The organism is Micromonospora trifolii (genome assembly GCF_022229005.1).
In the GTDB taxonomy this organism is placed as follows: Bacteria; Actinomycetota; Actinomycetes; order Mycobacteriales; family Micromonosporaceae; genus Micromonospora; species Micromonospora trifolii.
The window spans coordinates 23,516-43,660 of record NZ_JAKKFD010000058.1; the positions used below are offsets into that span (position 1 = coordinate 23,516).

Sequence of the window (20,145 nt, forward strand, 5' to 3'; positions counted from 1 at the left end):
CACGCCGCGATCGGCGGGGTCGACAGTGGCGTCGAGGGCAACCGATCCGGGACACAGCAGACAGTCGGGACGAGCGTTCCGCAGGGGGTGCCGCCGTGGCCGCTGATACGTCCGTGCCGACCGCCGGAGAACCGCCCGACGAGGGCGTCTCACTGCACCTGCTCGGTGGCTTCCGACTCCTCCGCGAGGCGGTGCCGGTCGTGGTGCCGCGCGGGCTGCAACGGGTGATCGCGCTGATCGGGCTCCGCCCCGGCGCCACCCGCAGCCAGCTCGCCGGGCTGCTCTGGCCGGACGCGTCGGAGGAACGGGCGCTGTCCTCCCTGCGCACCGCCCTGTGGCGGCTACGACAGGACCCGTGCTGCCCGATTGCAGTGGCCAGCGACACCGTACGCCTCGGCTCGGCGGTCCGGCTCGACGTGGACGACCTGGTCGGCACCGCGGCCCGGGTCCGGGACGGCGACGACCCGCGCACAGCGGCCGGGGCGCTCGCCGCCGGGCGGCACGATCTCCTGCCCGGCTGGTACGACGACTGGGTGCTGCTGGACCGGGAACGCCTGCGCCAACTCCGCCTGCACATGCTGGAACAGGTGGCCGGGCACCACCTGGCCGCGGGGCGGCACGGCGAGGCCCTCGAAGCCGCGTTGGAGGCGATGGCCGCCGAGCCGTTACGGGAGACACCACACCGACTGGTGGTCCGCATCCACCTGGCCGAGGGCAACGCCTTCGAAGCTGTGCACGCCTTCTACGTCTACCGGGACCTGCTACGTCGGGAGCTGCGGCTGGAGCCGAGCCCCGCCATGTCCGCCCTGCTCGACGACACCCTCGCCCCGATCCGCCAGGCCAGCCGCGAGGCCATCACCGACCGCCCGTCACCGGCCGTTCGGCGTACGTGACGGTGATGTGACAGGCGGTGCGGCACTGTGGGCGCACAGTGCACGTGGCACCGATCCCCGAGGGTTCGGGCAGGCCACCGGCGGAAGGGGTCCCATGAGTCGTCTACTGATCGTCAGCCGGATCATCCCGGGAGCGGAGGGTCGCGTCGCGCAGATCTTCGCCGAGTCCGACGCCACCGAACTCCCCAGCCTGACCGGTGTCACGCACCGATCCCTGTACTGCCTGCACGACCTGTGCGTGCACCTGCTGGAGACCTCGGACGACGTCGACCCCGACGCGCTCGCGGCGGCCCGCAACCACCCGCTCTTCCAGCAGGTCAACGAGCGGCTCTCCGCGCACACGTCGCCGTACCTGCCGACCTGGCGCTCCCCCCGGGACGCGATCGCCGGCTGCTTCTACCGCTGGGACGCAGCCGAGTTGCCCGCTCCGCGCCCGGCCAGCACCGAGGCGCCCGCCGCGCACCCGGCCGGCTGACATGTCCGCCGCGCCGCCGCACGTCCTGATCATCGGCGCGGGCACAGGCGGGCTGTGCCTGGCGCACGGCCTGCGCCGCGCCGGGATCAGCGTCGCCGTCTACGAACGACACCGCGACCGCGCCGAGGGGCTGCTCGGCTACCGGGTCGGCATCGGCCCCACCGGTAGCCGGGCGCTGCGGGAGTGCCTGCCCCCGGAGCTGTTCGCCACCTTCCTGGCCACCTGCGCCCGGCCGCCGCACTATTTCAACGTCGTCACCCAGGGGCTGCGCCAGACCGCATCGTTCGCGCTGCGGCCGAGCACCGACCCGGTACGCACCGAACACTCCGTGGCCCGGATGGTGCTGCGCCAGGTGCTGCTGACCGGCCTGGAGGACGTGGTGCACTTCGACAAGACCTTCACCCGGTACGAGCAGCGCGACGACGGCACCGTCACCGCGCACTTCGCCGACGGCACCAGCGCCACCGGCGACCTGCTGGTGGCGGCCGACGGTACCCATTCCGCAGTACGCCGCCAGTACCTGCCGCACGCCCTCACCAGCGACGCCGGGACGATCAACATCGCCACCCGGATCCCGCTGACCCCGCACACCAGCGGCCTCATCCCGCAGCGGGTCCAGCAGGGCATCTCGCTGATCTTCGGCGTCGGCGGGATGATGGGCGTGCTGCACGTCATGGAGTTCAAGTGGGACGCCGAACGCGCCATCAAGCCCGGCGTCGGCGAGCCCGACGCCGCACTGCTTCGAGACTGGCCCGGTCTGGCCCACGACACCACCACCGACAACATCAACCTGATCATCTGGAGTGCGGCCAACCGGTTCCCGGCCGACATCATGGAACGCCGCGGCGAGGACCTGGTGCAGGTCGCCCTCGACCTCACCTCGAACTGGCACCCGTACCTACGGGAGCTTCTCGCCCACGCGGACCCGGCCAGCGCCCTGCCGATCAAAGTGTCCACGTCCGAACCGGTGCCGCCCTGGAAGAGCAGCACCGTCACCATGCTCGGCGACGCCATCCACACCATGACCCCGGGTCGGGGTGTGGGCGCCAACACCGCGCTGCGCGACGCCCGCCTTCTCTGCGCACAGCTGAGCCGCGCCACCGCCGGCGACAAGACGCTGCTCCAGGCGGTCGCCGACTACGAGGCCGTGATGGCGCCGTACGGCTTCGCCCGGGTCGCCGAATCGTTGAACCGCAGCGGCACCAGCGGCGACGACCGGATGTACCGACCTGTGGTGGGACGGCTCGCGCTGCTCGGCGCGCGCGGCTACTTCGGAGTGACCAGCCGGGTCCCACGGCTCCGTCGCCGGTTCGTCGACGACTTCCACACCTACGAGGGCGACCGGGACTGAATTCCGCATCGCCCGACCCGGGCTCGGCGTCTCACGCCGGGCCCGGGTCTCATCGTGTCCGGAGCGCTCCGCCGACCGATCCGTGCCCGGCCCGGTCTCACCGGGTCGGGTTTTGGTGTGATCGGGCGACGCTGTGTCACCCGGCAGGCACCGGCTGAGGTGGCTGTCCCACCCGCACCGCTGACGGCCGATCCTGCCTGTCGGCGGCAATACGCGTGTGCGAAGCTGCGGCGAGTTTTTCTCGTGACTTTTCCAACGAGCTGAGAGGGAGGTTCGCCGTGGCGTGGTCTTTCGGACACTCGCTGATAGTGGTACTGGCACTGTTGCTGGGCCTGGCCGCCGGGTGGCTGCTGCGCGGCCGGCGGGGCGTACAGGGCAATTCGATTGTGGATGGTGACCCCGTCGCCGGTCTGGCCGTGATCAACACGCCCACGCCGGCTGCCACCACCGACGAGGCCCGGCCTGCGGCCGCCGTCGACCCGGCACCGGTCGCGGTCGCCGACGAGCCGGTACCGGTCGACACGGTCAGCGCGCCTGGCGCGCTGACCGAACCGGACGGTCCCACCCCGGTGCCCGTGCCGGCGGACGCCCCGAGCACCGTCGACTCGGCGGACATGGCCCTGACCGAGGACCCGCCGCCGGTTCCGGCCAACGAGCAGCCCGACGCCGCTGAGCTGCGGCAGGAGCCGGACGTGGAATCGGCCCCCGAGCCGGTCACTGCCGACGAGCAGCCCGCCCCGGCGGCCGTGGTCGCTCCCCGCCAGCCCGCTGACGATATCCCGTCCGCCGACACGGCACCGGTCGACACGACGCCGGTCGAGGATGCGCCGGTAGCGGCAACCCCGGCCGACACCACGCCCGCCGACACCACGCCCGCCGACACCACGCCCGCCGACACGACGCCGGTCGACACGACGCCGGTCGACGATGCGCCGGTAGCGGCCACCCCGGCCGACGACGTGGAAACCACGGCGACGGCGGTCGACGCGACGCCGGCAGGGGCGTTGACGACCGCAGGTACGTCCGATGCCGAGCCGGTGCACGCCGATTCCGTGAACGCCGAGCCCGTGGTCGCCGACGCGGAGGCCGAGCGGTCGACGGTGGCCACGCCACCGGTCCGACCGGTCAGCACCGCCACCCCTCCGGTCCGTTCGGCCGCCGACGCGGCGATCGGCAACGTCGACGCCGACCCGACGGGCCCGGCCGACGACTTCCGCCGGATCCAGGGGATCGGGCCGAAGATGGCGGCCGCGTTGCAGGACGCGGGCGTGCGCACGTACGGCCAGCTCGGCGAGTTGGACGAGCCGGCTCTGCGTGACCTGATCCGGGCCGCCGGCCTGCGCGCCGCACCGGGGCTGGCCAGCTGGCCGCAGCAGGCCCGCGTGCTCGCCGGTGCCGGCGACGAGATGGCCTCGCTGCTGCCGGGCAGCAACCAGGGCTGATCGCCTGCATTCGAGCCCCCGGCAACCGTCCACCGCGACGGCGCGCCGGGGGCTCGGCCGTAGGTGGCCGAGGATGCCCCCGCCGCTCACCGGGTGATCGACTCGGCATTCAGGAAACCGCGCGATCCACCCGACCGGGACACCCCGACTTCCCGAGACCCGAGTCGATCACCCCGCGGCGCGGGTGACGTCCAGGCTCAGGCGCGCAGCTCGGCCGCGAGGTCACCGATCGACGCCATCGCGTACCGCTGCATTCCTGGACCGAAGGTGATGCGGGTGGCGCCCTGCCGGCCCAGCTCGGCCACGGACTCCCGGTCCGGGCCGGCGGCCATGTTGATCGGCCCGGAGATGCCCTCCCGCAACTGCGGGAGCACCTGCGACGGCGCCAGGATCGGGTAGACGCAGTCGGCGCCGGCAGCCACGTAGAGACGGGCGCGTTCCACAGCATCGGCCGGGTCACCCGTGCCGACCAGGAAGGTGTCGACGCGGGCGTTGATGAAGAGGGCGTCGCCCGCCTCCGCGCGCACCTCGGCCAGCCAGTCGGCGTGCCGCCGGGGGTCCTTGAGGGTGGCGGACCCCTCCGAGTCTTCCAGGTTGCAGCCGACGGCACCGGCCTCCAACAGGCGTCCGACCAGCTCGCGGGGGGCGAGACCGTAACCGCCCTCGACGTCGGCGGAGACGGGAACGGACACGGCCCGGACGATGCGCGCGACCGCCGCGAACATCTCGTCCGGCGGGGTCGCGCCGTCCTCGTAGCCGAGCGAGGCGGCGACACCCGCGCTGGGGGTGGCGAGCGCCGGGTAACCGGCGTCGGCCAGCACTCGGGCGCTGGCCGCGTCCCAGGGGCCCGGCAGGACGAGCGGGTCACCGGCGGCACGGTCGTGGTGCAGGGCACGGAAGATGGAGGCTGTCATCGTTGTGGTCTCCCGACGGGGCTGCGGAGGGGCGGAACTCAGGCGGTGTATCCGCCGTTGGAGTCAAGCACGGCGCCGGTGATGGACGAGGCCGCGGGGCTGGCCAGGAACTCGCCCACCATACGTTTGGTGGACCGTACGGTCAATAATTGCTACGCTGGTCACATGGCCAGGCCACGGCAGTTCGACGAGGAGCAGGTGATCCGCGCCGTCCGGGACCAGTTCTGGGACGCCGGCTACGCGGCGACCTCGCTGGAGGACCTGGTGCGCGTCAGCGGGCTCGGCAAGGGCAGCCTCTACGGCGCCTTCGGCGACAAACACCGACTGTTCCTGCGGGCGTTGCGGGAATACACCGACACCAGCGGCGGCTACCTGCGCGAGATGCTCACGTCCGCTCCCCGTGCCCTGGACGCGCTGCGCGCCTTCGTCATGGCGCCGGTGAACGATCCGGGTGGAGCTGCCGCCCGACGCGGCTGCCTCATGGCCAACAGCACGTCCGAACTCGCCACCAGCGACCCCGACGTTCTCGCCGAGGCGCGGCGCACCTACGAGGCGACGACCGCCCTGGTCGCCGAGAGCGTCGGGCGGGCCCAGGACGAGGGTGACCTGCCGCGCGACGTCGACCCGGTCGAGACGGCGCGGGCGTTGCTCGCGGCTCAGCAGGGCCTGGTGTTCATGGGGCGGACGGGGCTGGGCATCGACACGCTGACCGCGACGGCCCGCACCCTCGCCGCCAAGCTCCTACCGGACGCCTGACACCACGCGACCAGGGGCTGCGGTTATTTGATCTTGCGGGTGGACCGGACCACGATGCTCTCGTACTCCGGGTGCTTGACCACCCAGTCGGCGAGGAACGGGCAGATCGGCACGACGGTCCGGCCCTTGTTCCGCGCGTCGTCCAGCACGGCCCGCGCCAGCGTCGACCCCAGGCCCTTGCCCTCGTACGCCGGATCGACCTCGGTGTGGGTGTAGGCGATGATCGAGCCGGTCAGCTGGTAGGTGACGAACCCGACGACCGCGCCCGCCTCGTCGCGCGCCTCGAAACGCTCCCGCGCCGGCGCGTCTGTCACTGTGAACTGCACCCGACCATCCAACCACCCGCCCCGGCGGCGCCACCCGCGAGGCCGGCCGGGGACGCGACCCCCGCGCATTGTCTCGGCCGAAACGGGAGACGCAACGCCGCCGGGCACCGGGAGACGCGCCATCGCCGGGCACGACAGTGGGAGGAGACACGCCACATGACGAACCCATCGACGGACGGCGGCTTCGCCGTCGTCGAGATGTTCACGTCCCAGGGCTGCAACAGTTGCCCTCCCGCGGAGGAGTTGCTGAGCGAGATCGAGCGCGACGCACGGGAACGGGGCCAGAACGTCTTCGCCCTCGGGTTCCACGTCGACTACTGGGACGACCTGGGCTGGCCCGACCAGTTCGCGGACGCGGCGTACACCGCGCGGCAGGAGGCGTACGCCCGCGCGTTCGGTACCCGAGGTCTGTACACCCCGCAGATGGTCGTCAACGGCACCGTCGAGTTCGTCGGTTCCGATCGCCGGCGGGCGGCCGCCGCGATCATGTCCGCCATGGCCTCGACGGCCACCACACCAGTGGCGCTCTCCATCGCCAACCTCGGCAATGACCGGGTGATGGTGGACTACCGCACCGAACAGCCGCCGGAGCGCGCGGTGCTGCACGTGGCGGTCGTGGAACGGGACCTGACCAGCGAGATCGCCCGGGGGGAGAACGCCGGGCGGACGCTGCGGCAGGACAACGTCGTGCGCGCCTTCCGGTCGGTGGGCCTGGACGCCGAGCGGGGGCAGGTGGAGCTGGCGACACCGCCTGGCCTCGATCCACGCAGCGCCAGCGTGGTCGGCTATGTCCAGGAGAACGGCGAACGGGCGATCGTCGGCGCCACGACCATCGAGCTGTCCACCGCGTAATCTCGGCGCATGCGGATGGTGCGCGGTGCGAGGGGGCTCGGTGGCTGACGCGGACGACGTACGCCGGGTGGCGTTGGGCCTGCCCCACACGGTGGAGATCGCCAGTGACGGCTTCGACTACCGGGTGGCCGACAAGGGCTTCGTCTGGTCCTATCCGGAGCGGATACCGGGCAAGCCGCGGGTGCTCCGGCTCGACGTCGCGGTGCTGTTCGTCGGCGACGAGGCCGAGAAGCAGGCTCTCCTGCTCGGGGAGCCCGAGGTCTTCTTCACCGCGCCCGGTTACGACGGCCTGCCCCTGGTGCTGCTGCGCCTGGCGGCGGTCGACCTGGACCGGCTGACCGAGCTGGTGACCGACGCGTGGCGGATGCGCGTGCCGGACTCGCTGGTGAGCGACCGTGCGGGCGAGCCACTGGGCGACCGTGCGGGCGCCGGCAAATAGCGACATCAGCACGCAACGGGTTGGACACATTGACGGGGATCTCGGTACTCCATTACCGTTGCCGAGAGAGCGCTCTCTCACCTGACCTTCCCCCCAATTCAGACGCAAAGCGCTGGACCCGGCAAGGGCCGCACCCGGCGCGCGCGATGGAGGCACGATGAAACCTCCCGTCCCCCACCGCCGATGGGCCCTGGCCGCCGCCACCGCGCTGGCCCTGGTCGTCGGCGGCCTCACGATCCCGGTCACCCGCGCAGCCGAGGCCGCGCCCGTCGGCGCCGGCAGCTACACCACCACCCCGGTCGGCGCGCTCCCCAGCGGCTGCGGCGCGATGTCCAGCAACCCCCGTCAGTTCGCCACCGCCAACGCGCCCGCCGGGCCGATCCCCACCAACGACTGGTGGTCCTCACTGCTGTGGAAGCGCACCGACTGCTCCTTCAGTGAGCCGCTGCACGCCCACCCGATCTCGTACGACACCTTCGGCGACGGGCTCGGCTTCTCCGCCAACTCCACGCCCGCCATCAGCGGCACCGCCACCGGTGTCGGTGAGTTCCACTACCCGTACGTGCAGGACATCCGGGTCGGTGTGGCCGGGCTCGCCGCACCACTGGTGAAGGTCGACGGCTGGACGGACTGGACGGTCAGCCCGCACTGGAGCGACGGCACGCGCACCATGCGCGCGACCATCGGCCACGGTCTGCCCTTCGCGTACTTCCAGACCACCGGCGGGAACGCGCAGATCAGCACCGCCGGCACCCCCGACGTCTGGTCCAACAGCGGCGCCACCATCGGCTTCCGGGTCAACGGCCACGACTACGTCGGGTTCGCGCCCAGCGGCGCCAACTGGACAGTGGCCTCCGGCCGGATCTCGTCCACCCTGGCCGGTCGCGGCTACTTCTCCGTGGCCCTGCTGCCGCCGACGTCCAGCGCGACCGAGCGCGCCGCACTGGCCGCGACCTACGGCCAGTACGCGCACGCCCACGTGACCGGCACCCAGGTGTCGTATGCCTACAATCCCGCGACCAGCGGCCTGACCACCACGTACGCGTTCACCACGACCGCCCGGGAGGGCACCGCCACGCAGACGGTGGTCAGCCTCTACCCGCACCAGTGGAAGTCGCTGAGCGGTTCCACAGCGATCACGCCGACCTACCCGTCGGCGCGCGGCCGGATGAAGGTGCTCACCGGCGTCAACCAGTTCCGCACCGCCATGAAGTTCCAGGGCATCCTGCCGGAACTGCCGGCCGTCGGCGACGGCAGCGGTGGTGACCTGTCGACGCTCACCGGGCACCTGACCGCCACCCGCGCCAACCCGATGGACCAACGCGGCAACGACACCTACTGGACCGGCAAGGGGCTCGGCCGCGCCGCGCGGATCGCCGAGATGGCCGACCTGGTCAACGACACCACGACGCGCGACAGCGCGCTGAACGCGATCCGTAGCACGCTCACCGACTGGTTCACCGCGTCGAGCGGCAAGACCAGCCGGGTCTTCTACTACGACAGCAACTGGGGCACCCTGATCGGCTACCCGGCGTCGTACGGGTCGGACCAGGAGCTCAACGACCACCACTTCCACTACGGCTACTACATCGCCGCCGCCGCGACGCTGGCGAAGTTCGACCCGGCCTGGGCGGCCACCAGCCGCTACGGCGGCATGGTCGACCTGCTGATCCGCGACGCCAACAACTACCGCCGCGGCGACACCCAGTTCCCGTACCTGCGCGACTTCGACATCTACGCCGGTCACGACTGGGCGTCCGGGCACGGCTCGTTCGGCTCCGGCAACAACCAGGAGTCGTCGTCGGAGGGGATGAACTTCGCGAGCGCCCTGATCCAGTGGGGGCAGACGACGGGTAACACTGCCGTCCGCGACGCCGGCGTCTTCCTCTACACCACCCAGGCCGCGGCGATCCAGGAGTACTGGTTCGATGTCAGCGACCAGAACTTCCCCGCCGCCTTCGGGCACTCAACGGTCGGCATGGTCTGGGGTGACGGCGGCGCGTACGCCACCTGGTTCAGCGGCGAGCCGGAGATGATCCAGGGCATCAACCTGCTCCCGGTCACCGGCGGGCACCTCTACCTGGGCAACAACCCGGCGTACGTGCGGACCAACTACGCCGAACTCGTCCGCAACAACGGCGGACAACCGACGGTGTGGCAGGACATCCTCTGGCAGTTCCAGGCCCTCGGCGACCCCGACGCGGCGCTGGCGAACCTCCGCGCGAACCCGGGCTACACCCCGGAGGAGGGCGAGAGTCGGGCACACACGTTCCACTGGATCCGTAACCTCGCCGCCCTCGGCAATGTCGACACGACGGTGACCGGAAACCATCCGCTGTCCGCGGTCTTCTCCCGCAACGGGGCCCGCACCTACGTGGCGTCGAACCCGACGGCGACGCCGATCACTGTGACGTTCTCCAACGGCACCACGCTCAGCGTGGGCGCCGGCAAGACGGCCACCACCGGGGCGTACACCTGGAGTGGCGGCAACGCGGCCGGAGGTGTCCCGCCGACGACGCCGACGGACCCCCCGCCGACGACCGACCCGCCGACGACCCCGGGCAACCCGACGCGGTACCTGCTGCCCGGGGGCGGGTTGGGCGCCGCCGGTAGCGCGGCCACGACGACGGTCGCGGCGGCAAACGGAAACCACGACGGTACGCCCACCAACGCCCAGGTCTTCACGGCCACCGGCCTCAACCTCGCCTACACCGGCGGGCAGACGGCATTGGACCTGTTCGTGGACGCCGGGACGGCGGTCGGCAACGGCGTGCAGGTGCGGATCTCCTACGACCTCACCGGCAACGGCAGCTGGGAGCGGGTGGAGACGCTGCGTTACTTCGCCACCGACCCGGTCACCGGCTACGAGCACTACACGCAGAACGCGGGCCTGTCCTCGGCCACCGGCACCTTGGGCGCGCTGAGCAACGGCACGGTCCGGGTGGAGGTCTGGTCGGCGATCGGCAACAACCCGACCACAGTGGGCATCGGCAACCAGTCGGTGCTGCGGCTTCCGTACTCCTGATCGACAGGCACGGCGCGACATGACGTCGGCCGGTGCGGAGGACCAGGATCGGTCCTCCGCACCGGCCGACGTCGATTGTTCAGTCGGTCATCGGGTGATCACGAGGCGGTGCAGGTCGGCGTGACGCCGGAGGCGCTGCCGGTGCCCTGGAAGCCGAACTCGGTGACCTGGCCCGCGCCGAGCCGGCCGTTGTAGTTCACGTTGGCGAACCGCACAGTGCCGGTAGAGCCGCTGGCCGTCGCGCTCCAGGTGTTGGTGACGCTGGCGCCACTCGGGAGCGTGAAGCCGACGTTCCACCCGCTCGTGCCGGCGGAGCCGGCGGTCACCTTCACGGTGGCCACGAATCCACCGGTCCACGAGTTCAGGGACACCGATGCCGAACAACCAACCGCCGGTGGGTCCGTCGGCGGGTCGGTCGGCGGGTCCGTCGGCGGATCGGTCGGCGGGTTCGTCGGCGGGTCCGTGGGGATGGAGGGCCCGGCGTTGAGGGCGTTCAGAACGTTCGTGTACGCGGCCTTCTTGTTGCCGTTGCAGTCGAACAGCAGCGCGTTGTCCGATCCACGCCACGAGTCGCAGTCCCGTACACCCCACACCGTGATGCCGGTGCAGCGCGAGACGTTCATGCAGGCGCGGGTGACGGCGCCGTAGATGGTGGCCTGGTTTCCGCCGGTCATCACGTCCAGCTCGGTGATCTGGACATCCACACCGAGATCGGCGAACCGCTGGAGGTTGGCCTGGTAGTCACCGGCCAGCGAGGTGCCCAGGTGCGACTGGAAGCCCACACAGTCGATCGGCACGCCACGGGACTTGAAGTCCCGCACCATGTTGTAGATGCCCGTCGACTTCGCGTTGACCCCGTCGGTGTTGTAGTCGTTGTAACACAACTTCGCACCCGGATCCGCCGCCCGCGCAGCCCGGAACGCCGCCTCGATCCAGTCGTTGCCGGTGCGCTGAAGGTTCGAGTCCCGACGCCCACCGCTACCGCCATCGGCGAACGCCTCGTTCACCACATCCCAGGCATAGATCTTCCCCCGGAAATGCGTCGCGACCTGCGTGACGTGGTTGATCATCGCGCTGCGCAACGCGCTGCCCGACATGCTTTGCGCCCAACCCGGCTCCTGCTGGTGCCACAACAACGCATGGCCCCGCACACTCATGCCATTGGCCTGCGCGTGACTGACCAGACGATCACCACCGGTGTACCGGAACTGACCCTGCTGCGGCTCGGTGGCGTCCCACTTCATCTCGTTCTCGGCCACGACACTGTTGAACTCACGGTTCAGGACGGTCACGTACGCGCTGGTGGACAGCTTGCCGGTCGCGACGGCTGCACCGAAGTAACGGCCCTTCTCGGCCGCCGAGGCCCGGAGGGTGGTGCCGGCGCTGGCCGTGGAGGTCAGCGTCATCGTCATGGCGGCGGCGAGGGCGCCGGTGACCGCGACGGTCACCGCCGCCCGCAGGGCTCTTCTGTGATTCATGCGGATTCCTTCTCTGTGGTGGTGCAGCGATGGAGACGCACGCCCGAATCTGCTCCTGCGACATGGGAGACGTCAGCAACGGTCGCCGTCGCGGCAGCGGTGCGGGGAGTCCTGACCCGACGTCCGGCATGCCCTGGGCGGACGTCGCGGGCCGAGGTGCCACAGCAGGTTCGCCCGGTGAACCACGGGTGCAGCTACCCTCAACCATCGACTGTGAGCGATAACATGCCGTTCGTCAAGTCGTAACCAACAGCGCCGGGCACCTGTCGCTCCGTCGCAGTGGTGGGGCACGTCGCCGTGCTGCCGGAGCCGCGCCGAGCACGGCTCCGGCAGCACCCGTCACTGGAACGAGGCGTCGTCGACGAGGAGGCTGTCGGTGCCGTCGGCCGTCTCCACGTAGAAGGCGGCACTGGACAACGTGCCGCTCCACGACACGGTCGTGGTGCCGGTGAGCAGGGTCCAGCCGTTGACGTTCACCCCCACCGCCGGCGTCAGCTGGAGGTAGTTCGTCGTGCCGTTCGCGGTCAGCGACAAGGTCGCCTTCGCCGACGGGGTGCCGCTCTGTGCTCGTACCCAGACGTTCGTGGTGTAGCTCTTGCCGTTGGTGAGCTTGGCGGTCACGTCCTGGCTAGGGCCGTTCCAGGCACCGGTCCGGCCGGTGATCGACAGCGACCCGCTGCCGCCGTGCGCGACAGTGGTGTTCCGGGCGAGCGTGCCGCTGCCGTGCACACCCCAGCCCGTCGTGCCGTTCTCCACGTCGCCGTTGGTGATCAGGTTGGTGGTGCTACCGCCGCCGGTGCCGCCGAACTGCCACCAGTTGATGTTGAACAGGTTGCCGCTGCCGCCGGCGAAGCGCAGGTAGAGATCATGGGTGCCGGTCGCTCCGCTGACCGCGCAGGTGCTGGTGGTCCAGGTCTGCCAGCCGCTGGTGCCACCCACTGTGCAGGTGCCCACTGTCGGACCACTGGCACTGTCGAGGCGTACCTCGATCCGGCCGCCGCTGGTGGCCGACGCGACCCGGGCGCTGAACGAGGTGGCACCCGCGCCGAACGCGACGCCCTTGACCCTGATGTAGTCGCCGTTCTCGATCCAACCGACGTTCATCCCGCCCTCGCTGGACGCCTCGGTCTCGATCCCCGAGCCCCACGCGATCGTCTCGGCTTCCTGCCGCACGTACGGGTTCAGCGTGCCCACCTGTGGGGCACCCGTGTTCGTCATCGTGATCGTCGGGAAGAGGCCACTGCTGGTGTAGCTGAACTTCTCCACAGCGACCGAACGGGTGTAACCACCACCACCGGGCAACGCCCCGTTGTGATAGAAGAAATACGAACCACCCTGGAAATCGATCACGCCCGCGTGATTGGTGAAGCTGGCGCCCTGCCGCGGCATGATCGTTCCCCGATAGGTCCACGGCCCGGTCGGTCCGGTCGCCGTGGAATACGCGATGAACTCCGAGCAGCATTCCGCCGCGAACACGTTGTAGTACAACCCGTTGCGCTTGAACACCCACGGGCCCTCCTCGTACAGCGTCGGCCGACTCGCATTGCCGTTACGGGTACCGAATCCCGCCGTCGTGAGGGGAATGCGGGTCGCGCTGCCGGAGAACGAAATCATGTCCGGGTTCAGTTTCACGTACCACAGACCCGGGTTACCCCAGTACAGATACGCCTGCCCGTCATCGTCGATGAACGCGTGCGGGTCGATTTCGTTGTTGCCGACCAGTGGTCGACCGAGTGCGTCGCGGAACGGCCCGGTCGGGCTGTCGGCCACGCCGACGCCGATCACCATCTGCCCGTTGGAGCGCTGGCGCACCGGCACGTACCAGTAGAACTTTCCGTTACGCGGAACGACCTGTCCGGCCCACGCGTTGGCGTCCGCCCACGCGAACGTCGCCAGATTCATCGGCGATCCATGATCGGTCCAGTTCACCATGTCGGCGGACGAGTACACCCGCCAGTCACGCATTGTGAAGTAGGTGGAACCGTCCTCGTCATGTCCGGTGTAGAGGTAGACCCGGCCGTTGTGCACCATCGGCGCCGGGTCGGCGGTGTAGATGTTCTGGACGATGGGGTTGTCGGCCCTGGCCGTGCCCGGGATCAGTGCGAGAACACAGACCATGCTGGCCAGCCAGGCGATGGCGCGACTGGTCCGGTGGCCGACCCGGGTTGTGGTTCGGTTTTTCACTTCCACTATTGCTCCTACGGAGAGTGCGCCGTGCGCGATGTCTGACTGGGTGAGCCACCGCAGTGACTGGCGGACGTGTTAGCGCTAACAGCCTTTCCTGAATGCCCCCTCCCCCATCTGACCTGGATTTATGTGAGGCGGGATGACCGTCGTAACCACATCGCAGCATTGATGTATCGACGTTGACATCGAAGAATTACGATGCACCGTACTGAGCGGCCGGACGGACGTCAACGGACGGGAGCCCTCGGCATCCCGTCACCCACTGTCACGCTCCGATGATCGTGATCCGGGTGGATGTCCGTTTCGGGCCATAGCTGCCCCCGAGCCAGGCGGCACCGGGCCAGGCCGCCACAGGGATGGGTCGACGAGGTGCCCCGGGGGTTGCGGGCGTGTTAACGACGAACTATGTTAGCGATCACATCGATGTGCCGCGATAAGCGCAGGGGTGGGCACCCGGCGTCCACGGCGACCCACGTCCCACCCACCACACCGCACCCGACGTCGGCTCCTTTACCGCCGACCACCCACCGCCATCGATGGCGGCCCCGTCGTACCCGGCCACCTGGAGGTTCCCCATGCCACCACCCCCGCCCCTCAGCCGCCGCCACCTGCTTCAGGCCGCCGGAGCCACAGTGGTGGTCTCCGCGACTGGCGCCGCCATCTCCCCCGGGAGCGCGTCCGCCGCCGTCGTGCCCCCGGCCCGGTCCGACATCGGCGTCTCGGCGTACGCCTTCGACCCGGGTCAGGTCCGACTCAGCTCCGGCCGTTGGATGGACAACCAGACCCGCACGCTCAACTACCTGCGGTTCGTCGACGTCGACCGGATGCTCTACAACTTCCGCGCCAACCACCGGCTGTCCACGAACGGCGCCGCCACCAACGGCGGCTGGGACGCGCCGAACTTCCCGTTCCGGACCCACATGCAGGGCCACTTCCTGAGCGCGTGGGCGTACGCGTACGCGGTGCTGGGCGACACGACCTGCCGGGACAAGGCCAACTACATGGTGGCCGAGTTGGCCAAGTGCCAGGCCAACAACTCCGCCGCCGGGTTCGGCGCGGGTTACCTCTCCGGCTTCCCGGAGTCCGACTTCACCGCGCTCGAGGCACGGACGCTGTCCAACGGCAACGTGCCCTACTACTGCATCCACAAGACCCTCGCCGGTCTGCTCGACGTCTGGCGCTACATCGGAAACACCCAGGCCCGAACGGTGCTGCTGTCCCTCGCCGGCTGGGTCGACACCCGAACGAGCCGACTGAGCTCCAGCCAAATGCAGTCGATGCTGGGCACCGAGTTCGGGGGCATGAACGACGTGCTCGCCGACGTCTACCAGCAGACCGGCGACAGCCGGTGGCTCGCCACCGCGCAGCGGTTCGACCACGCCGCCGTGTTCGACCCGCTGGCCAACAACCAGGACCAGCTCAACGGCAAGCACGCCAACACGCAGGTGCCCAAGTGGATCGGCGCGGCCCGGGAGTTCAAGGCCACCGGGACCACCCGTTACCGGAACATCGCCAGCAACGCGTGGAACATCACCGTCGGCGCGCACACCTACGTCATCGGCGGCAACAGCCAGGCGGAGCACTTCCGGCCGCCCAACGCGATCGCCGGCTACCTCAGCAACGACACCTGCGAGCAGTGCAACACGTTCAACATGCTCAAGCTGACCCGGGAGCTGTGGCTGCTCGACCCGAACCGGGCGGACTACTTCGACTTCTACGAGCGCGCGCTGATCAACCACCTGATCGGCGGGCAGAACCCGGCAGACAGCCACGGCCACATCACCTACTTCACCCCGCTGCGGCCGGGCGGACGTCGGGGTGTGGGCCCGGCGTGGGGTGGCGGCACCTGGAGCACCGACTACAACTCGTTCTGGTGCTGCCAGGGCACGGGCCTGGAGATCAACACGAGGTTGATGGACTCCATCTACTTCTACAACGGCACCACACTGAGCGTGAACCTGTTCACGCCGTCGGTGCTGAACTGGACGCAGCGCGGCATCACTGTCACCCAGACCACCAGCTTCCCGGTCAGTGACACCAGCACGCTGACCCTGTCCGGCTCGATGAGCGGGTCGTGGAGCATCCGGGTGCGGATCCCGTCCTGGACCAGCGGCGCGACGATCGCCGTCAACGGCGCTGTGGAGAACGTCACCACCACGCCGGGCAGCTACGCCACTGTCACGCGTACCTGGGCTGCTGGCGACACCATCACGGTGCGGCTGCCGATGCAGCTCGCCGTCAAGGCCGCCAACGACAACGCCAATGTCGGCGCGGTCACCTACGGCCCCTCGGTGCTGGCCGGCAACTACGGCAACACGGCCCTGAGCACCCTGCCCACCCTCACCGTCTCCTCGATCACCCGGACCAGCACCAGCTCGCTCGCGTTCTCCGCCAGCGCCAACGGGTCCACAGTGAACCTCGCCCCCTTCTACGACGCCCACGGCTACAACTACACGGTCTACTGGAACACCAGCGGCAGCGGAGGCCCCACCGGCAGCTACCGCCTGGTCAACGTCGGCACCGGGCTGGTCCTCGGTGTGCAGAACATGTCCACCGCCGACGGTGGTCTGGCCGTGCAGTGGAGCGACAGCGGCACCGCTGACCACAACTGGGTGGTCATCACCGACGGCAACGCCGTCCGGTTCCGCAACGTCAACAGCGGCAAGGTCCTGGGCGTGGAGAACATGTCCACCGCCGACAACGCCCGGGTCATGCAGTGGGCCGACAACGGCACCGCCGATCACCGGTGGATCCTCGTGGACAACGGCGACGGCACCTACAAGATCCGCAACGTCAACAGCAACAAGCTGCTCGGAATCCTGAACGGGTCGACCGCCTGGGGAGCGCAGGCCGTGCAGGATCCGGACAACGGCAGCGCGGACAACCGGTGGAGGCTGGTCCGCAACGCCTGATCTCCGCCCCGCTCGACGGGCTCACCGGCGCGGTCACCCGAAGGCCGCGCCGGTGACGCCGAGCGGGCGCCCGCCGGCGGTCGTACAGTGGGGAGGGTCCTGGCCCCAGTGAACGTGGCGGACGTGTCGGCTCGTGCCGCTTCCGCCCGGAAGGAGCACAGTGAACCGCCCCCTCCGCACCACGCTCGGCGGCGCGTTGACCGCCGCCATGCTGGCCACCGTCGCCGTCGCGCCGGCGCAGGCGCAGGCGCACCCCGCAGGGCGGCCGCCGGCCGTCCTCGCCCTCCCTGACGGGTTCCAGCCCGAGGGCATCGCCACCGCCGGCCGGTACGCCTACTTCGGCTCCCGCGCCACCGGTGCCATCCAGCGCGTCGACCTGGTCACCGGCCGGGGCACGACGATCGGCGCGGCCACCGGCACGCCGTCGCTCGGCCTCAAGGTCGACTCACGTGGCCGGCTCTTCGTCTCCGGTGGCACGGCCGGCGACGCTCGCGTGCTCGACACCCGCACCGGCGAGGTGCTGGCCCGCTACCAGTTCGCCACCGCCCCGACGTTCGTCAACGACGTCGTGCTGACCCGCGACGCGGCATACTTCACCGACTCGAACCGGCCGGTTCTCTACCGGCTGCCGCTCGGTCGCGGCGGGGCGCTGCCGCCCGCCGACGCGTTCACCACGATCACGCTGACCGGCGCGTACGAGCAGGTCGGCACCGGTGTGAACCTCAACGGCATCGCCACCACACCGGACGGCCGGGCGCTGATCGTCGTCCAGTCGAGCACCGGCACCCTGTACCGGGTCGACCCGGCGACCGGCGCGAGCACCGTCGTGGACGTGCCGGGCCACACCTTCACCAACGGCGACGGACTGTTGCTGCTCGGCCGCACCCTCTACGTCGTGCAGAACCGCCTCAACCAGATCGCTGTGGTCCGGCTGAACCACGCCGGCACCGCCGGAGCGCTCACCGGCACCATCACCGATCCGAACTTCGACGTTCCCACCACGGTGGCCAAGGCGCTGGGCCGGCTGTACCTGCCCAACGCCCGGTTCACCACGCCGCCGACCCCCACCACGCCGTACACGACCGTCGCGGTCCGCGCCCACTGAGCGACCCGAGGGGGTACGCGCCGCGCCCGTGCCCCCTCGGGCCCACCCTTCTGGATCCCGACCGCCGATTCGGCCGCCGGTAGGATCACTCGCACCTCGGCGATGACTGTCGCCTCGTGCACCCCGGAGTCCGTGTGGCCGCCCGTCCGTACCGGTTCCTGCGCCGAACCCTGGCCGTGGGCTGCCTGCTCGCCGCCGCCGCACTCCCGGCCAACCGGCCGACCACATCACCGTTCGCCGGGGACGCCGCGCAGCCCACGGTCCTACGGATGCTCCAGCTGAACCTCTGCAACAGTGGCCGCGCCGGCTGCTACACCGGCCGAGCGATGGCCAGAGCCGCCGAGGTGATCACCATGGAGGCACCCGACCTGGTCACCCTCAACGAGATCTGCGAGCCTGACGTGTCCGCCCTGCACGGCGTGTTCCAAACAGTCCACCCTGGGCGGACCGTCGTGGCCGCGTTCCAGGCCGCTGGTGACCGTCCGAGCGGCGACGACACCCGCTGCCGCAACGGCCAGCGGTTCGGCATCGGGCTGCTGGCCCACGTGCGGGCGCCGGCCACCTCGAACACCGTGTACGCCGGGACCCATCCGACACAGGACCTCGCGGACCCCGAGGAACGAGCCTGGCTCTGCGTCGACGTCGACGGCGGCCTGCTCGCCTGCACCACGCACCTGTCGGCCACCGGCTACCGCGTCGCGCTCACCCAGTGCGACCATCTGGTCGACACCATCCTGCCGACGATCAGCCGCAACGCCGGATACGAGCCCACAGTGCTGGCCGGCGACCTCAACCTGCGCGCCGGCCACGACCCCGACGTGCGGTCCTGCACTCCGCCGGGCCATCAGCGGATCGACGACGGCCGACTGCAACACGTCACGGCCACCACCGACATCGCGCTCTGCTGTCGCAGCCTGGTACCCATGTACGGGGCGACCGACCACCCGGGGCTGCTGGTCACCCTCAGCATCGACCGCGGCCGACCCGGCCGGCGGCCGGCCTGATCCACCTCCGTAGCGGGGCACGGCTGCGGCCTGATCCACGAGGCCGCCAGCAACCTGGCGCAAGCCGGCCGCCCGGTGTCAGCGCGGCGGCGTGTCCCGGCGCGACGGGAACGGGGTGCCGGGCTGGCCGAGGGTGGAGCGAGCACGCAACCCGACCGGGTCGGGAGCAGCGGTGGGCGCCGGGGCCGCCGGCTCCGAGAGCCGCCGCCCGTCCAGGTACGCGGCAGCGGCTCGGTCGTCGTCGGTCGGAGCGGCGAGCAGCGCGTAGAGCAGACCGACCACCCCGAAGATCACCGCCAGCACGATCGGCACCAGCAGGGTGCTCACCCCGGCGCCGGTCACCTCACCTGCCCGTTCGTGGCGGTGCACCGACAGGGCGCTCATGCCGGTGAAGTGCATCCCGTTGACGGCGATCCCCATGACCAGCGCGGAGGCGAAGATCGCCAACCCCCGCCGGACGGTCATCGCGAGCCACAGCGCGACGGTGGACGCCACCACGGCGATGACCACCGAGAGCACGACCCGGACCGTGTCGTAGCCGAGGCTGCCGTTGAGGCGCATCGCGGCCATGCCGGTGTAGTGCATGGAAGCCACGCCGGCGCCGGTGAAGACGCCGGCGGCGATCAGTCGTACCGGGTTCAGCCGGCCGGTGCCCACGATGGCCAGACCGATACCGACCGCCACCACGGCGATGGCCGTGCTGGCCGCGGTCAGCGGCACGTCGTAGCGGATCCGGGTGTTCTCGACGGCGAAGCCGAGCATGGCCATGAAGTGCATCGCCCAGATGGCGGTGCCGCCGAGCGCCCAGGCCGACAGCAGACCCCACCACGCCCGCTGACCGTTCGTCCGGGCCGTACGGATGCGCCCAGCGCAGACCAGACCGAGGATCGAACCGAGCACGGACAGCGCGTAACTCAGCGCGGGCGTGATCCACCCGTACTCAAAGTGATTGATCTCCGCCACGGCGGCTTTCTCCCCATTCGTTA

16 protein-coding genes are annotated in these 20,145 nt (G+C 70.3%); 11 read left to right on the forward strand and 5 right to left on the reverse strand.

Going from position 1 to position 20,145, the window contains the following annotated elements; translation table 11 throughout:
* The first annotated feature begins 95 nt into the window (after positions 1-95).
* The 4 genes from NIE79_RS29850 (at position 96) to NIE79_RS34245 (ending at position 4,161) form a co-directional block, all read left to right on the forward strand.
* Positions 96-893, forward strand: coding sequence for an AfsR/SARP family transcriptional regulator (locus NIE79_RS29850; protein ID WP_238681744.1), 798 nt, complete (start codon positions 96-98; stop codon positions 891-893).
* A gap of 94 nt (positions 894-987) precedes the next feature.
* Complete coding sequence (locus tag NIE79_RS29855) at positions 988-1,368, forward strand: TcmI family type II polyketide cyclase (protein WP_238681745.1); 381 nt, start codon at positions 988-990, stop codon at positions 1,366-1,368.
* 1 nt (position 1,369) lies between these two features.
* Complete coding sequence (locus NIE79_RS29860; RefSeq protein ID WP_238681746.1) at positions 1,370-2,719, forward strand: FAD-dependent oxidoreductase; 1,350 nt, start codon at positions 1,370-1,372, stop codon at positions 2,717-2,719.
* Positions 2,720-2,997: 278 nt separating this feature from the next.
* Positions 2,998-4,161, forward strand: a complete 1,164-nt coding sequence (locus NIE79_RS34245) for a helix-hairpin-helix domain-containing protein (RefSeq protein ID WP_372471890.1) — start codon at positions 2,998-3,000, stop codon at positions 4,159-4,161.
* A gap of 197 nt (positions 4,162-4,358) precedes the next feature.
* On the opposite strand, the gene NIE79_RS29870 is transcribed toward NIE79_RS34245, so the two are convergent.
* Complete coding sequence (locus NIE79_RS29870; RefSeq protein WP_238681747.1) at positions 4,359-5,075, reverse strand: isocitrate lyase/PEP mutase family protein; 717 nt, start codon at positions 5,073-5,075, stop codon at positions 4,359-4,361.
* 165 nt (positions 5,076-5,240) lie between these two features.
* Here NIE79_RS29870 and NIE79_RS29875 point away from each other — a divergent pair, with 165 nt between their 5' ends.
* Positions 5,241-5,831 (forward strand): TetR/AcrR family transcriptional regulator, encoded by a 591-nt coding sequence (locus tag NIE79_RS29875; RefSeq protein WP_238681748.1) that lies wholly within the window; start codon positions 5,241-5,243, stop codon positions 5,829-5,831.
* A 23-nt stretch (positions 5,832-5,854) separates the two neighbouring features.
* Here the strand turns inward: NIE79_RS29875 and NIE79_RS29880 are convergent, their stop codons facing one another.
* Positions 5,855-6,157 (reverse strand): GNAT family N-acetyltransferase, encoded by a 303-nt coding sequence (locus NIE79_RS29880; RefSeq protein ID WP_238681749.1) that lies wholly within the window; start codon positions 6,155-6,157, stop codon positions 5,855-5,857.
* 156 nt (positions 6,158-6,313) lie between these two features.
* Between NIE79_RS29880 and NIE79_RS29885 the strand changes: the two genes are divergently transcribed.
* From NIE79_RS29885 to NIE79_RS29895, 3 genes are all read left to right on the forward strand, one after another.
* The gene (locus tag NIE79_RS29885) at positions 6,314-7,009 is read left to right on the forward strand and encodes a DUF1223 domain-containing protein (RefSeq protein ID WP_238681750.1); all 696 of its coding nucleotides are present in this window, start codon (positions 6,314-6,316) and stop codon (positions 7,007-7,009) included.
* Positions 7,010-7,049: 40 nt separating this feature from the next.
* Entirely contained in the window at positions 7,050-7,448 is a 399-nt protein-coding gene (locus NIE79_RS29890) for an MmcQ/YjbR family DNA-binding protein (RefSeq protein WP_238681751.1), read from the forward strand.
* Positions 7,449-7,605: 157 nt separating this feature from the next.
* Positions 7,606-10,473, forward strand: a complete 2,868-nt coding sequence (locus NIE79_RS29895) for a glycosyl hydrolase (RefSeq protein ID WP_238681752.1) — start codon at positions 7,606-7,608, stop codon at positions 10,471-10,473.
* A 98-nt stretch (positions 10,474-10,571) separates the two neighbouring features.
* On the opposite strand, the gene NIE79_RS29900 is transcribed toward NIE79_RS29895, so the two are convergent.
* Together NIE79_RS29900 and NIE79_RS29905 are read right to left on the reverse strand one after the other, a co-directional pair.
* Positions 10,572-11,951 (reverse strand): glycoside hydrolase family 10 protein, encoded by a 1,380-nt coding sequence (locus NIE79_RS29900; RefSeq protein WP_238681753.1) that lies wholly within the window; start codon positions 11,949-11,951, stop codon positions 10,572-10,574.
* 339 nt (positions 11,952-12,290) lie between these two features.
* Positions 12,291-14,069, reverse strand: a complete 1,779-nt coding sequence (locus NIE79_RS29905) for a family 43 glycosylhydrolase (protein ID WP_238681769.1) — start codon at positions 14,067-14,069, stop codon at positions 12,291-12,293.
* Positions 14,070-14,713: 644 nt separating this feature from the next.
* On the opposite strand from NIE79_RS29905, the gene NIE79_RS29910 reads away from it, so the two are divergent.
* The 3 genes from NIE79_RS29910 (at position 14,714) to NIE79_RS29920 (ending at position 19,159) form a co-directional block, all read left to right on the forward strand.
* Positions 14,714-17,050, forward strand: a complete 2,337-nt coding sequence (locus tag NIE79_RS29910) for a beta-L-arabinofuranosidase domain-containing protein (RefSeq protein ID WP_238681754.1) — start codon at positions 14,714-14,716, stop codon at positions 17,048-17,050.
* A gap of 160 nt (positions 17,051-17,210) precedes the next feature.
* Complete coding sequence (locus NIE79_RS29915) at positions 17,211-18,155, forward strand: SMP-30/gluconolactonase/LRE family protein (RefSeq protein ID WP_238681755.1); 945 nt, start codon at positions 17,211-17,213, stop codon at positions 18,153-18,155.
* A 134-nt stretch (positions 18,156-18,289) separates the two neighbouring features.
* Positions 18,290-19,159 (forward strand): endonuclease/exonuclease/phosphatase family protein, encoded by an 870-nt coding sequence (locus NIE79_RS29920; RefSeq protein WP_238681756.1) that lies wholly within the window; start codon positions 18,290-18,292, stop codon positions 19,157-19,159.
* A 78-nt stretch (positions 19,160-19,237) separates the two neighbouring features.
* On the opposite strand, the gene NIE79_RS29925 is transcribed toward NIE79_RS29920, so the two are convergent.
* A complete protein-coding gene (locus NIE79_RS29925; RefSeq protein ID WP_238681757.1) occupies positions 19,238-20,122 on the reverse strand; it encodes an MHYT domain-containing protein in 885 nt (294 codons plus the stop codon).
* Positions 20,123-20,145 lie beyond the last annotated feature (23 nt).